The organism is Luteolibacter rhizosphaerae, assembly GCF_025950095.1.
Taxonomy (GTDB): Bacteria; Verrucomicrobiota; Verrucomicrobiia; order Verrucomicrobiales; family Akkermansiaceae; genus Haloferula; species Haloferula rhizosphaerae.
Window position 1 is genome coordinate 289,366 of sequence record NZ_JAPDDR010000002.1, and the last position, 12,628, is coordinate 301,993.

11 protein-coding genes are annotated in these 12,628 nt (G+C 63.1%); 6 read left to right on the forward strand and 5 right to left on the reverse strand.

All coding sequences use genetic code 11. The features are described from left to right. Nucleotides 1–29: 29 nt before the first annotated feature. Nucleotides 30–359: a hypothetical protein gene (locus OJ996_RS04270; protein WP_264511542.1), complete on the reverse strand. Its 330-nt coding sequence runs from the start codon at nucleotides 357–359 to the stop codon at nucleotides 30–32. Nucleotides 360–367: 8 nt separating this feature from the next. Further along, the gene (locus OJ996_RS04275; RefSeq protein WP_264511543.1) at nucleotides 368–985 is read right to left on the reverse strand and encodes a hypothetical protein; all 618 of its coding nucleotides are present in this window, start codon (nucleotides 983–985) and stop codon (nucleotides 368–370) included. Between the two features lie 223 nt (nucleotides 986–1,208). On the opposite strand from OJ996_RS04275, the gene OJ996_RS04280 reads away from it, so the two are divergent. Further along, nucleotides 1,209–3,887 carry a choice-of-anchor Q domain-containing protein gene (locus tag OJ996_RS04280; RefSeq protein ID WP_264511545.1) on the forward strand — a complete coding sequence of 893 codons (2,679 nt, stop codon included), beginning with the start codon at nucleotides 1,209–1,211 and terminating at the stop codon, nucleotides 3,885–3,887. 10 nt (nucleotides 3,888–3,897) lie between these two features. On the opposite strand, the gene OJ996_RS04285 is transcribed toward OJ996_RS04280, so the two are convergent. Next, nucleotides 3,898–5,058 carry an AraC family transcriptional regulator gene (locus OJ996_RS04285; RefSeq protein WP_264511547.1) on the reverse strand — a complete coding sequence of 387 codons (1,161 nt, stop codon included), beginning with the start codon at nucleotides 5,056–5,058 and terminating at the stop codon, nucleotides 3,898–3,900. Nucleotides 5,059–5,257: 199 nt separating this feature from the next. On the opposite strand from OJ996_RS04285, the gene OJ996_RS04290 reads away from it, so the two are divergent. From OJ996_RS04290 to OJ996_RS04305, 4 genes are read left to right on the forward strand one after another with little or no spacing between them, the layout of a single operon-like run. Further along, nucleotides 5,258–6,400, forward strand: a complete 1,143-nt coding sequence (locus OJ996_RS04290) for a TIGR03364 family FAD-dependent oxidoreductase (RefSeq protein WP_264511549.1) — start codon at nucleotides 5,258–5,260, stop codon at nucleotides 6,398–6,400. Nucleotides 6,401–6,403: 3 nt separating this feature from the next. Then, the gene (gene phnA / locus OJ996_RS04295) at nucleotides 6,404–7,627 is read left to right on the forward strand and encodes a phosphonoacetate hydrolase (RefSeq protein ID WP_264511551.1); all 1,224 of its coding nucleotides are present in this window, start codon (nucleotides 6,404–6,406) and stop codon (nucleotides 7,625–7,627) included. A gap of 23 nt (nucleotides 7,628–7,650) precedes the next feature. Beyond that, complete coding sequence (locus tag OJ996_RS04300) at nucleotides 7,651–9,084, forward strand: aldehyde dehydrogenase family protein (RefSeq protein WP_264511553.1); 1,434 nt, start codon at nucleotides 7,651–7,653, stop codon at nucleotides 9,082–9,084. Between the two features lie 13 nt (nucleotides 9,085–9,097). Next, a complete protein-coding gene (locus OJ996_RS04305; RefSeq protein ID WP_264511555.1) occupies nucleotides 9,098–10,375 on the forward strand; it encodes an MFS transporter in 1,278 nt (425 codons plus the stop codon). Nucleotide 10,376: 1 nt separating this feature from the next. On the opposite strand, the gene OJ996_RS04310 is transcribed toward OJ996_RS04305, so the two are convergent. Next, nucleotides 10,377–11,120: a copper homeostasis protein CutC gene (locus tag OJ996_RS04310; RefSeq protein ID WP_264511557.1), complete on the reverse strand. Its 744-nt coding sequence runs from the start codon at nucleotides 11,118–11,120 to the stop codon at nucleotides 10,377–10,379. Between the two features lie 82 nt (nucleotides 11,121–11,202). On the opposite strand from OJ996_RS04310, the gene OJ996_RS04315 reads away from it, so the two are divergent. Continuing rightward, nucleotides 11,203–11,796: a GNAT family N-acetyltransferase gene (locus OJ996_RS04315; RefSeq protein ID WP_264511559.1), complete on the forward strand. Its 594-nt coding sequence runs from the start codon at nucleotides 11,203–11,205 to the stop codon at nucleotides 11,794–11,796. Between the two features lie 4 nt (nucleotides 11,797–11,800). On the opposite strand, the gene OJ996_RS04320 is transcribed toward OJ996_RS04315, so the two are convergent. Next, the gene (locus OJ996_RS04320; RefSeq protein WP_264511561.1) at nucleotides 11,801–12,622 is read right to left on the reverse strand and encodes an LOG family protein; all 822 of its coding nucleotides are present in this window, start codon (nucleotides 12,620–12,622) and stop codon (nucleotides 11,801–11,803) included. Nucleotides 12,623–12,628: the final 6 nt, after the last annotated feature.

Sequence of the window (12,628 nt, forward strand, 5' to 3'; positions counted from 1 at the left end):
GCATTCTTTAAACCGTCGCGCTCCGGGCCTCAAGCCACGAACAGCTTCACTACCCAAGAGGCCATGGCCACCGTGGCCGCGAGCAGGAGCACGAGCAAGAGGAGGCTCTTGCCTTGGGTGCGACGCTCGTTGCGGATCTGGGTGCGGCTGGCCTTCTCCTCGAATTCGCGTAGACGCCGGCGGTCGGCGAGGTCGTCCGGCGGAGGAAGGGTGGCTGCCTGTTCCTCCGCCTCGCGCAGGATGCGCTCCGGCACGCCGCTCGCGTTCTGGATCTTCTCGCGCAGCTTTCGCTCCTCCTCTTCAAGGGCGCGCAGTTCGTCCATGGCAGGATCGTCGGCGTGGCTTCGGGAGAGGCGCATGGCGAGGTTCATTTCACGAGGTATACGATCAGGGCAATCCCGCCGAGCACGAGTATCGGCAGGTTGAAGGCAAGCCCGCTGCGGAATTGACGGCCGAAGTCTCCGGATAGGATCCGGCGAGCCTTGGCCCCGTTGAAGATGTTGGCACTGCGGGTCCGCGAGAAGTAGTCCGCGGCCTGCGAGAATTCGTCGTCGGCGTGCTCCGCCACCGCCATCGCGCGCTCGACGGATGTACCCATGTTGTCGCGGGTCCAAGCGTCGGGATTGATCTTCTCCAGCTTGTTGAGATGCGCGGCCAGGCAGGAGCGGCATTGCTCGAGCTCCTCGATCTCCTGACGCATGTCGATCACCTCGCGGTCGATCCGCGTCACGGTGGCGGACATCTTGTCCGTAAGCTCCGCTTGAGCCGAAATGAACTCCCGCTTGCGGACGTTCAGGGTTTCGACTTCCCGCTTCTGGCGTTCGAGGGCTTCGCGCTGCTGTTCCAGTTGCTGGAGCTGTTCCTCCGCGGCGCGCAGTTTGCCTTCGACATCTTCTCCCTGGCGACCATTGGCCGGGCCGGGGTTCATTTCCAGTTGGGTGCTACGGATCTTGATATGGTGCGTGTGCTCGGGAGCGGGTGGCATTGCCGGAGGCGGGATGCGGGACAGCAAGGTGCTTTTACCCCGCCGCAAAAAAGCGTTCCAGAAAAATCATCAAGAACTCTTAATGAATAGGTTATGAAGTGTTCAAAAGAACAATTCAATCTGCGTTCTGCACTCCATTGCCAGAGGTGGGCTTCAACGATTTTTCACACAAAAGGTCTTCTCAAGATCACGGGACTGTGAATTTACATCGTAAATTCATTGTATGAAAACCCTTGCTCCTCCTTCATGGCGGTCACCCTTCGTGTGGCTAGCGTTACTCCCCGTGCTCGTGGCCGGTGTTCAAGCTGGCACGATCACCGTGACCTCCAATGCGGATTCCGGTGAAGGAAGTCTCCGCGCCGCTTTGGAGGCAGCAGCGAATGGCGACGTGATCGAAGTGCCGGTCACAGGATCCATCAACCTTCAGAGCAGCTTGGTCGTGAATCGGGCTGTCTCGATCCGCGGTCCGGGATCCACCGCCCTCAAGGTCCGGCGTGGCGAAGGCATCGAGGCGAAGTTCGGCGTGTTCGAGGTCCGAAGCGGCGGAGTCTCTATCAGCCGTTTCACGATCACCGACGGGATCCGATCCGAGGGAGGCGGAATCTCCCGACAGAGCGGTGGCAGTCTGCTGATTGAAGACTGTCTGCTGATCGGGAACCGGCAGGAGGGCGATGGATATGGGGGCGGTGCGATTTCCTTGCGAGGAGACGGCAACACGGTGATCCGCCGGTGTGTCATTCGCGATAATGTCGTCGTGGATGGAAGCGTGCAGACGGTGCACGCGGGAGGCGGGGGTATTCTGCTGGGATCCGGCAGCCTGCTGCTGGAAAACAGTTCGCTCGTGGGGAATACGGGCAAGCTCTATGGAGGAGGCTTGTACCTGACCGGTGGAACGGCAGATGTGAGAAACTGCACCTTCTCCGGAAACAAGGCTCCGCGGAGTGGAACCGCCCTAGGTGCGAGCGGCGGGACCCTCTACCTCCTCGGGTGCACGATCACAGCAAATCAGTCGGGATCCGCCTACTTCTTCGGTGGGAAGGTGATGATAGGAAACACGATCCTGGCTGGAAACGGAAACGGTGTGGACCTCGTGGGTGCGCGCTCCCTGACTTCCCTCGGATACAATTTGGTGGGAAGCCCGGGCAATGCCCGTTTCACGGCCCCCGGCGACGTGACGGGCGTGGCCCAGCCTCTCCTCGCCCCGCTCGGTTACTATGGTGGTAGTACTTTGATCCATCCCCCCACCCTCAACAGCGTGCACGTGGTGGACAAGGGCAAGAGCCGCATCGGTGACGTCGATCTGGCCACCGACCAGCATGGTGGTCCGCGTCGGGTCCGGGCCCATTGGCAAGAGCCCGCACCCGGTGGCGACTTCAGCGACATCGGCGCGGTGGAGCTGTGGGAGATGCCGCAGACCGCGAGCGAAGTGGTGGTGAATACGACCGATGACAGCGACGACGGCGTGCCCGGCAAGCTCCACTGCTCCCTACGCGAAGCCATCACCCACGTGAACAGCACGGTGAAGGGCGAGCGCATCATCCGCTTCGACAGCCGCGTCTTCGGTCCCGGGAAGCCACAACGGACCATCGTGCTCTCGAAGGCCCTGCCCCTTCTGGATCATACCAAGCTCCTCGGTCCCGGTGCCAAGCACCTGACGCTCCAAGCCGCGGAGGCGACGAAGTTGCCGATCCTGCATCTTGGCGGCATCGAGCGCTGCACCGTCACCGGTCTGACCCTTGCAAAAGGAAGCCACTTCAGCGGCGGCGGCATTTATGCAAGCGTCCCGCTGACCCTTGAGAACTGCCACATCCGGGACTGCAGCGTGAGCGGGGAAGGCGGTGGTCTTTTCTGCAAGGCAGGTGGCCTGATCATGAGGGGCTGCACCTTCTCGGGCAACACCGCGTCGAACGGTGGAGCCGGGCTCTCCATCATCGGTGAGATTCCTTCCACGATCGAGAACTCCACCTTCGACAACAACCGGGCCACCGGCGGGTTTGGGGGAGGCATCCAGGCTTCGGGTGAGGTAACGATCACCGCCTGTACGCTCACCCGTGGCTACGCCGGCCGTGCAGGCGGGGGTATCGGGGCGCGGCTCAACTACCCCGGCACCGCGATCACCCTGCGGAACTGCATTGTCTCCGGCAACGAGCGTTCCGATGTCAGCGGTAGCGGTCTCCACGCTGCGCCCGGCTTCGTAAGCGGCGGCTACAATTTGATCGGCACGCTTTTCTACAATCCGGACTTCACGGATGGCGTAAACGGCGACCAGGTCGGTGTGACAGTTCCTCGTCTCGGCGCGCTGCGGAACAACGGCGGCCCCACGCCCACCCTCGCCCTGCTGTCGGATAGTCCCGCGATCGACCGCGGCATGGCCTTCGGTCTCACGACCGATCAGCGCGGCTTCGCCCGCACCTTCGATTATCCCTACGTCCACTCCGCGAACGAGGGTGACAGAACCGATGTCGGTGCCTTCGAGCTGCAGCGCTTCTCCTTCGAGGATTGGCGCGTGCAAAACTTCACTCCGGAACAACTCGCAGGCGCCACAAGCCAGCCGGACGGCGATGCCAATGCGTCGGGAATCCCGAACTCCCTGAAGCATCTCTTCGGCATCGATCCTTCTGCCCCGGTAGATGCCGCCGCGCGTGCCGCCCTGCCGTCGATCTCGACCGCACGGGAAACGGGTCGGAACTATTTCGTGCTCACCTACCGCCGCAGCGGACTCTACTCGGGGCCGGAGGAGACGGTCGAGTACTCCACCGATCTCAGCGAATGGCGGCCCGCCTCGCGCTACCGGACTCGCATCAGTCCTGCGGATAGCGATTCCTTCGACCAGAAGGTGGAGGTGTGGGTGGACATGAGCGGGGTGGGGAATGCCTATTTCCGCGTGGCCACGCCGGATTGATGCACGCTTGTTAGCCTCTGCGGATTTCACCCGGGGTCGAGCCGGTCACCCGCTTGATGAAGCGGCACAGCTCGTCCCCGCCCGCGAAGCCACAGTGTTCGGCCAGATAGTCGAGAGTCCAGCTCGTCCGCTTCAGCAGCTCGGAAACCTTTTCCGCGCGAGTGCGATCGATCTCCTGCTTCGGCGTGCGCCCGAGCGTGGCGTGAAAGCGTTGACGCAATTGCTCGCGGGAAGCTCCCGCCTCCCGGCAGAGAGTCCCGGTATCCAGAGGTTGATGCAGCGGCTGCCGGCGGATGAAGTTCATCGCCCGGGTCACCACCGGATCCGCCAGCTCCACCCGGCCGGTTGATTCGCGGACGCTGATTCCGGGTGGAGCGATCTCGATGCGCGTGTCCGGATCGATCTTCTCGCCACCCATCATCTTCTCTAACAGAGCTGCCGCGGCCTGGCCGAACTGCCTCCCGGGGAAGCGGATGCTCGTCATGGCCGGGGTGGTCGCATGGCAGAAGACGATGTCATCGCTGACGCCGATCACCGGCACGTCCTCCGGCACGCGATATCCCGCCTGCTTCAGCGCGCGGATGGCCATGACACCGGCGATGTCATCCTTGGCGAAGAGGCCGCAAGGCTTCGGCAAGGTGCTTACCAGGCGCCATGCCATCCGCTCGTTCTGCCGGGCTCGGAGCTTCGGGGCGAAGGTGGAGGACGGCAGCTCCAGTACCCGGCATTCATGGCCCTCCCCGGCGAGCCTCTGCCGGTAGCCTTCCAGCCGCTCGGCGGAGTAGCAGCGGTTCGGCTCGTGCAGGTAGGCGAAATCCCGGAGGCCAAGTCCTAGCAGATGCTCCGCAGCCATTCTCCCCGCCGCGCGGTTGTCCAAGGTGACGCGGGGGAATCGCGGACCTTTCGCCGCTTGTTCCACGCTCAGGTTCACCACCTTGATGCCCCGTTTCTTCCATGCCTGTGCTTCCGCCGGCGTGTAGCGGAAGACGAGCAAGCCATCGCCTTGCCAGTTCTCGTCGATCCTTACCGGGTGCAGATCGCCGCCGCTCGGTTGCACGAACTCCATCTCGAAGGAATGGCCTTCGCGCAGGTAGTCCAGAATGCCGCCGTAGATCCGGTTCCCGAATCCTTGGGCCCAGTCCACCAACCGCACTCCGACGCGCCAGCTCATGCCTGCATCACGCCCTCGCGTGGCGGGGATTGCAAGGTCGCGACCTTGTGTTTTTGCCAGGCTCGCCACTTTTTCTGCAATAGACGGACGAAGGCGAGGAGCCCAGAATCACCCTATTCAAATTGTTTCCCAAAAGAAACAAAATTGTAATGAAGGCTTGCAAGACATTCTCACAGGTCCAATCCATTCTCCCGTTCACATGAAGACCAGCGCACCGCAGGTGGCCATCGTCGGGGCCGGCATCGTCGGCCTCGCCCATGCGTGGGCGGCGGCCCGTGCCGGATGCCGGGTCACGGTCTTCGAGCGCAGCGACAAGGCGCGCGGCGCCTCCGTGCGCAACTTCGGGATGTGCTGGCCGATTGGCCAAGCCTCGGAGCATTTCGAGACCGCGCTGCGCAGCCGCGAGCTGTGGCAGGAGTTCACTGCCGCCACGGGGGCTTATGCGCGGGCCACGGGAAGTGTGCATGTGGTGGCACATGAGGATGAGGCCGCCGTCCTAGAGGAGTTCGTCATGGCGATGAAGGGCACGCCCTATCAAGTCTCGATGCTAACTCCCGCCCGGGTGGAGAGCGATGTGCCCGGTGTGCGCCGGGGCGTCGCCAGGGCCGGTATGCTGAGCGGCAGCGAGATCAATCTCGATCCGCGCGAGGCGCTGGCGCTACTGCCGCCCTTCCTGAAGGAGCGCCACGGGGTGGAGTTCAGGTGGAAGACCGCGGTGTGCCATGTAGGGGAAGGCGTGCTGCGCACGGCGTCCGGCGAGTCGCATGCCTTTGACGAAGCTTACGTCTGCTCGGGCCACGACTTCGAGACGCTGTTCCCCGAGGTCTTCGCGGCCAGCCCGCTGAAGCCCTGCAAGCTCCAGATGATGCGCACGGTGCCTCAGCCTGGGGGCTGGAAGCTGGGCCCGATGCTCGCCAGCGGTCTTACGCTGCGGCAGTACTCGAGCTTCCACGGCTGTCCCTCGCTGGCAGCGGTGAAGGCGCGCGTGGCCCGGGAGATGCCGGAACTGGACCGCTACGGCATCCATGTGATGGCCTCGCAGGATCGCTTCGGCTCGATCGTACTCGGCGACTCCCATGAATATGGCGGTGATATCGAGATCTTCGACAAGATGGAGATCGACGAGCTGATGCTCCGCGAGCTGCGCAAGCTCTTCGACTTTCCCGATTGGAGGATCGCCGAGCGCTGGCACGGCATCTATGCCAAGCATTTCGGCGATGTGGAGTTCCGTGCCGATGTCTTGCCCGGTGTGCAGATCGCCACCGGTACCAGCGGCTCCGGCATGACCATGTCCTTCGGTCTGGCCGACCGTCACTTTTCCACCCGCATCGCTCCTGTTTAAGTCATGATCCAAGTCAACGGTCGCAGCTACGCCCTCCCTCCGAATCCCGTCGCGGTCATCTGCCTGGATGGCTGTGCGGATGAATACCTGAGCAGTGCCATCGCGCGCGGGTGCATGCCGCGGCTGGCCGGTATGGCCCGCGATGGCTACCGCGGGATGGTGCGGGGAGCCTTGCCCTCCTTCACGAACGTCAACAACACCTCGATCGTCACCGGGGTTCCGCCGCGGGTCCACGGGATCTGCGGGAACTTCTTCCTGAATCCGGAGACGGGCGAGGAGGTGATGATGAACGGTCCGGAGTTCCGCCGCTGCGGCACCATTCTAACAGCCGCTGCGGATGCCGGGCGGAAGGTCGCCTTCATCACCGCGAAGGAGAAGCTCCGCACGGTTCTGGGTGACGGCGTGGTCGAGCGCGGCGGCATCGTCTTCTCCTCGGAGAAGGTGGACGAAGCGCGGCTCGCCACGCACGGGATCGACCGCGCCACGGAGATCATCGGCAAGCCGCGGCCGGAGATCTACTCGGGGGATGCCTCGGTCTACGTGTTGGAAGCGGGTGCCGCGCTGGCGGAGCAGGGGCGGGCGGACTTCCTCTACCTTTCCACCACCGACTTCATGCAGCACAAGTTCGGCCCGGAGGCTCCGGAGATCCTCGAGTTCCATGCTGCCATCGACGCTGCGATCGGGCGCTTGCTCGATGCCGGGTGCACGGTGGCCCTCACCGCCGATCACGGGATGAATGCGAAGAACGACAGCAGCGGCAACCCGAAGGTGATCTTCGTGGAGTCGCTGTTGCATGAGCGCTTCGGAAAATCCCTCCGCGTGATCTGCCCGATCACCGATCCATATGTGGTTCATCACGGTGCCTTGGGTTCGCTGGTGATGGTGCATTTGGAGGATCCCGCGATGCGCGATGCCGTGGCCGAATACCTCTTCGCACAGGAGGGGATCACCGAAGTGCTGACCCGCGAGCAGGCGGTTGAAAAACTCGAGCTTGCCCCCGATCGGATCGGCGAGCTGGTGGTTCTCTCCGGTCGTGACGTGGTGGTCGGCAAGTCGCCGGAACATCACGATCTCTCCGTGCTCGAAGGCGGGCTGCGCTCGCATGGAGGTCGCTATGAGGAGATGGTCCCGCTGGTTCTGTCGAAGCCGCTCACGCCGGAGCTCCGGCGCTTGGCGGAGGGGGATCCGCGAAACTTCGATGTCTTTCACTTCGCTTGCCACGTCTGAAATCCGCGGCGCATCGTCCCTGCATGTCCTGGTCCCCGCTTCATCTTCCTTCCTACATCGCGGGCCAGCCGGTCGCCACCGGGCGGACGCTCGAGGTGCATTATCCGTGGGATGGCTCGCTAACAGGTTCGGCCGCGCTCATCGGGCCGGAGCATCTGGACCAGGCGATCACGGCCGCGCTTGGCTTCCCGAAGGAAGCGCTGACGCGCCGGGATCGACACGATATCCTGCGCAAGGCGGCCGCCCTGCTTGCCTCGCGCCGCGATGAATTCGCGGCACTCATCACCCGCGAGACCGGGCTCGCCATCCGCGAGGCGAAGTACGAAACCACCCGTAGCTCGGACGTGCTGGAGTTCGCCGCGATGGAGGCGCTGCGCGATGACGGGCGGATCTTTTCCTGTGACATCACCCCGAACGGGCGTTCGCGGAAGATCTTCACCTCCCGCTATCCGGTCCAGCTGGTCGCGGCGATCACGCCTTTCAATCACCCGCTCAACCAAGTGGTTCACAAGCTGGCTCCGGCCATTGCCGCAGGGGCGCCGGTCTTGCTGAAGCCCTCCGATCGGACTCCGCTGACGGCACTCAAGTTTGCCGAAGTGCTGTATGAGGCGGGATTACCCGGCCCTATGCTCAGTTTGTTCCTGGGCGATATCGGGGGGATCGTCACGCCGATGATCACGGACGACCGCGTGGAGATCGTTACCTTTACCGGCTCGGTGGAGATCGGAAAGAACATCGCGCGAACCTGCGGATATAAGCGGCTTTGTCTCGAACTAGGGGGGAATTCACCGCTGATCGTCCTTAACGATGCGGATCCCGACCTGGCGGCCAAGCTTGCGGCGGAGGGTTCGTTCCGGAATTCGGGGCAGCGTTGCACCGCGGTGAAGCGGATCCTTGTCCAGGACGGCATTCTTGAGGCTTTCACCGAGCGCTTTGTCGCGCTGACACGCGAGCAATACGGCTGTGGCGATCCCGAGGATCCGGCGACCATGGTGGGGACGGTCGTTCACGAGCCCTCCGCGATGGAACTGCAGCGCCGGGTGGAGGCCGCGGTGGGAATGGGTGCGAAGATCCTCCACGGTGGCGGACGCAGAGGGGCCCTGCTGGAGCCCACGATCATCGCGGATGTGCCCCGTGATGCGGAGATGGTGGCGCTGGAGAGCTTCGGCCCCCTGGCGCCGATCCTCCCGATCCGGGACCTCGATGATGCCATCCGCTACTACAATTCCGGGCCTTTCGGCCTGAGTGGCGGCATCGTCACCAATGACCTCTCGCTCGCCCTGAAGGCATGCAAGGAATTGAAGGCTGGCACGACGAACGTGAACGAGGTACCTGGTTACAGGCTGGAACTCACCCCCTTCGGCGGGACCCGGGATTCAGGCCTCGGGGTGAAAGAAGGCGTGATCGAGGCGATCAAATTCTTCACTCACGAGAAAACCTGGTCGCTGCCTTGGTAGAGTGAACACGACGATGGAAAGACAGCGGACGAATCCAGACCCCGGGAAGCTCGCCGCCACGTTTCCGCCGCTCTCGCTCCAGACCCGGATCGTCGTCCTCACCTATCTCGCTTACTTTTTCTACTACTTCACGCGCAAGCACCTCGGGGTGGCCACCCATGCCTTGGTGAAGGATGGTTATTCGGAGGACCTCATTGCGGCGGTTCAGACGGGCTACGGCGTTTGCTATGCCGTCGGCCAGTTTCTCAGCGGGGCGCTTGGCGATCGTGTCGGTCCGCGCATCGGGCTTTGCGTCGGCATGGTGTTGTCGGCCATTGCCTCGATCGCTTTCGGGATCTTTCCCTTTGTCGGGGTCCTTGCGATCGCCCTCACCCTGAACGGGCTGTTCCAGTCCACCGGTTGGCCGAACTGCTGCAAGCTGGTCACGCTCTGGGTCAGCGATGCGAAGCGGGGCAGGGTGATGGGGTTCTGGCTGACCTGCTATATTCTGGGCAGTCTGGCGGCGAACTTTTGTGCCGGCTACATCCTCGAGCAGTACGGATGGCGGCAGGTCTTCCTTTTCACCGGGATTACGGTGCTTGTCGTAGGTGTGATCCAAGGGCTTTTCCTGATCTCGAAGCCGGAGGACGCCGGCTATTCTTTTGGCGAACAGGAAGAGGGTGGCGAAGGAGAGGGGGGGGCTCGCGAGGGATTCGGGCGCATGATCCGGGAGCCTGCCGTGCTGATGCTAGGCTTCAGCTACACCGGCTTGAAGTTCGTGCGCTACGCCTTCTTCGCGTGGTTGCCTTACTATCTCGCCACGGCGGTTCACCTCGGCGATAGCGAGTCGGCCTATGTTTCGAATGGATTCGAGATCGGTGGTGTGATCGGGCTGCTAGGGGGTGGTTTCATTGCCGACCGCTTCTTCGCGAAGAACCGCTGTCGCCTCGCGTTCATCGCCTTGATCGGCATGGTCTTCGCCTTGGTTGCTTACCGGGGCTTCAGCGCTTCATCGGGGCTGTGGGGGAATGTCGGTGGGCTGATGTTGATCGGCTTCTTCCTCTACATCGCGGATGCGATCGTTTCCGGCACCGCTGCGCAGGATATCGGTGGTCCCGGGAGCGCGGCATCCGCTGCGGGAATCATCAATGGCATCGGCTCCACCGCCCAGATCTTCGCGGGCTTCCTTCCCATCGCGGTGAAGAAGCATTGGGGCTGGGACGGGGTCTTCGTCACCTTCATCGCCCTCGGGGTTCTGTCCTGTCTTGTGCTCCTGCCCTTGGCCTTGAGATCCGAAGTGCGCCGGAAGTGAATCAAGCGGAGGGGTTCAGGATTCCCCGCGCCTTTGTCACCAGTTCGGCGTCCGCGACTTTCCGTTCGTATTCGCCCAGAATCAGCGTAGCGCCCATCGGGATCTCCGGCTTGCGGAACTCCATGGTGCTTTCCCGCAGGCTGCGCGCGGAGAGATGGATCTGGTCCACGCCGGTCTGCGCGATGATTTCTTGGATCTGGTCCACGGTTACACCTCCGCCGGGAAGGATATCGATTTGTCCCAGCGCCTGTTCCATCAGGCTGGCGATCACGTCGAGGCCTTCCATGACCGTCGGCTTGCCGCCGCTGGTGAGCACCCGTTCAAAGCCGAGCTCGATCAGTTGGCCGAGGGCCTCGGGCAGATCCTTGCAGACGTCGAAGGCGCGGTGAAAGACGGCCGGAGTGTCGCCACAGGCATCTAACAGGGTTTCCGCCGCCGCGAGGTCGATCGAGCCGTCCGGCAGCAGGCAGCCGAAGACGAGGGCATCCGCGCCGAGCTCGCGAGCCAGCTCGATGTCCGCGCACATGGCGGCCAGTTCCTCCGCCGAGTAAACGAAATCGCCACCGCGCGGGCGGATCATCATCGCGATTTCTCCGGAGAACATCGCGCGTGCCTGCACCAGCATCCCGGCGCTGGGGGTCAGGCCGCCTTCGGTAAGGGAGGCGCATAGCTCGATGCGGTCCGCCCCGCCGTCGGCACAAGCTGCCACCGAATCGAGCGAATCCACGCAGATCTCCAAAATCATGGGGCAAGCTTGCGATCATCCCCGCGAGCCCGGCCATGAAATTCGCTTCGTTCGCCTGCCGGCATCCGCTTGAATTCCATCAATGATTCCGGAGCGGCTCGAACTCCACTTGCGCGATGGCACGCCTGTTGTCGCCCGTCCGCTCACGCCCGGTGATCGGGCTTATGTGGCCGAGGGCTACCGCTTGCTTTCCCCGGATGCCCGCTACCAGCGCTTCTGGGTTCGCGATGGCCAAGTCATCGGCGATGCGATGCTGGACCGTCTGCTCACTGGAGATCTCCCGAATCACGCGATCTGGACCGTCTTCGATCCCACCCGTGAGGGTTTTCCCGGGCTGGGGGCAGCCAGCTTCTGGCGCTCCAAGGACAAGCCCGCGGATGCCGAGATCTCCGCCACCGTGCTGGATCGGGATCAAGGCCGCGGCGTCGGGACGCTTCTCCTTTCGATCCTCTGGCTCGTCGCCTACCGCCATGGGATCGAGACCTTCACCGGGTACACCATGCCGGAAAACGTCGGGGCTCTCCGATGGATGCAGGCCACCGGCGCACAAGGCGAGTGGGACGGCTACAATGCCGTCTATCAATGGAAGCTCGGCGATCTCGATGCGATTCCGGAGGGCTCTGCCGGTGCGGATCTCGCGGCCCGGCTTGCGGATCTCGCGCCGCTGTTCCTCTAGCGTCTCAGGATACCGAGACGCCCTTCTCGCCCAGCACCGGCTTGGGATCGGGCAGCTTGTGGCGTCGCAGCCCGAATTGCCGGACCGCGTGGCGTTGCAGGTGCGCCATCGCTTCTTCCACGTCGTCGGTGAAGAAGATGAGATCGGGATCGGAGGGGCTGATCATGCCGGCATCGGCCATGTGATAGACGAAGTCCATCAGGGGCTGCCAATAGTCTTTCCCCATGAGCACGATGGGGAAGTTCCGGATCTTCCCCGTCTGAATCAGGGTCATCGTCTCGAAGGTTTCGTCCAGAGTTCCCGCCCCGCCGGGGAGCACCACGAAAGCATAGGAGTATTTGATCAGGATCGTCTTGCGCGTGAAGAAATAGCGCATCGTGACCGAGCGGTCCACGTAGGGGTTCAGGTGCTGCTCGAAGGGGAGTTCGATGTTCACGCCGATCGATCTCCCGCCAGCTTCAAAAGCGCCTTTGTTCGCCGCTTCCATGATGCCCGGGCCACCGCCGGTCACCACCGTAAAACCGAGCTTGGCAATGGCTGCGCCGACTTCCCGCGCCATTTCATAGTAGGCAGTTCCCGGTTGAATCCGGGCCGAGCCAAACACGGTGACAGCCGGTCCCACGAAATGAAGCGTGCGGAATGCACGGAGGAAGTCCGCCCCTACCCGGAAAATCGTTCCTAGATCATGGAGCCGGGACCGCGGACCGGCGAGGAAGCCGCTATCCGAGGTCTGCAACTCGAAGCGCTCTTCCTCGCGGATTTCCTCCTCGCTAACCTTCTGTTCGGGAGCGGGTTGGGGGACATCCGGGCAATTGGGCGGCGTCATTGTCCA

What these genes read in the sequence shown, in the direction of transcription:
- OJ996_RS04305 (WP_264511555.1), top strand. Translation starts at nt 9,098, where the DNA reads ATGGAAAGACAGCGGACGAATCCAGACCCCGGGAAGCTCGCCGCCACG.
- phnA (WP_264511551.1), top strand. Translation starts at nt 6,404, where the DNA reads ATGATCCAAGTCAACGGTCGCAGCTACGCCCTCCCTCCGAATCCCGTC.
- OJ996_RS04300 (WP_264511553.1), top strand. Translation starts at nt 7,651, where the DNA reads ATGTCCTGGTCCCCGCTTCATCTTCCTTCCTACATCGCGGGCCAGCCG.
- OJ996_RS04275 (WP_264511543.1), bottom strand. Translation starts at nt 985, where the DNA reads ATGCCACCCGCTCCCGAGCACACGCACCATATCAAGATCCGTAGCACC.
- OJ996_RS04280 (WP_264511545.1), top strand. Translation starts at nt 1,209, where the DNA reads ATGAAAACCCTTGCTCCTCCTTCATGGCGGTCACCCTTCGTGTGGCTA.
- OJ996_RS04320 (WP_264511561.1), bottom strand. Translation starts at nt 12,622, where the DNA reads ATGACGCCGCCCAATTGCCCGGATGTCCCCCAACCCGCTCCCGAACAG.
- OJ996_RS04270 (WP_264511542.1), bottom strand. Translation starts at nt 359, where the DNA reads ATGCGCCTCTCCCGAAGCCACGCCGACGATCCTGCCATGGACGAACTG.
- OJ996_RS04310 (WP_264511557.1), bottom strand. Translation starts at nt 11,120, where the DNA reads ATGATTTTGGAGATCTGCGTGGATTCGCTCGATTCGGTGGCAGCTTGT.
- OJ996_RS04285 (WP_264511547.1), bottom strand. Translation starts at nt 5,058, where the DNA reads ATGAGCTGGCGCGTCGGAGTGCGGTTGGTGGACTGGGCCCAAGGATTC.
- OJ996_RS04315 (WP_264511559.1), top strand. Translation starts at nt 11,203, where the DNA reads ATGATTCCGGAGCGGCTCGAACTCCACTTGCGCGATGGCACGCCTGTT.
- OJ996_RS04290 (WP_264511549.1), top strand. Translation starts at nt 5,258, where the DNA reads ATGAAGACCAGCGCACCGCAGGTGGCCATCGTCGGGGCCGGCATCGTC.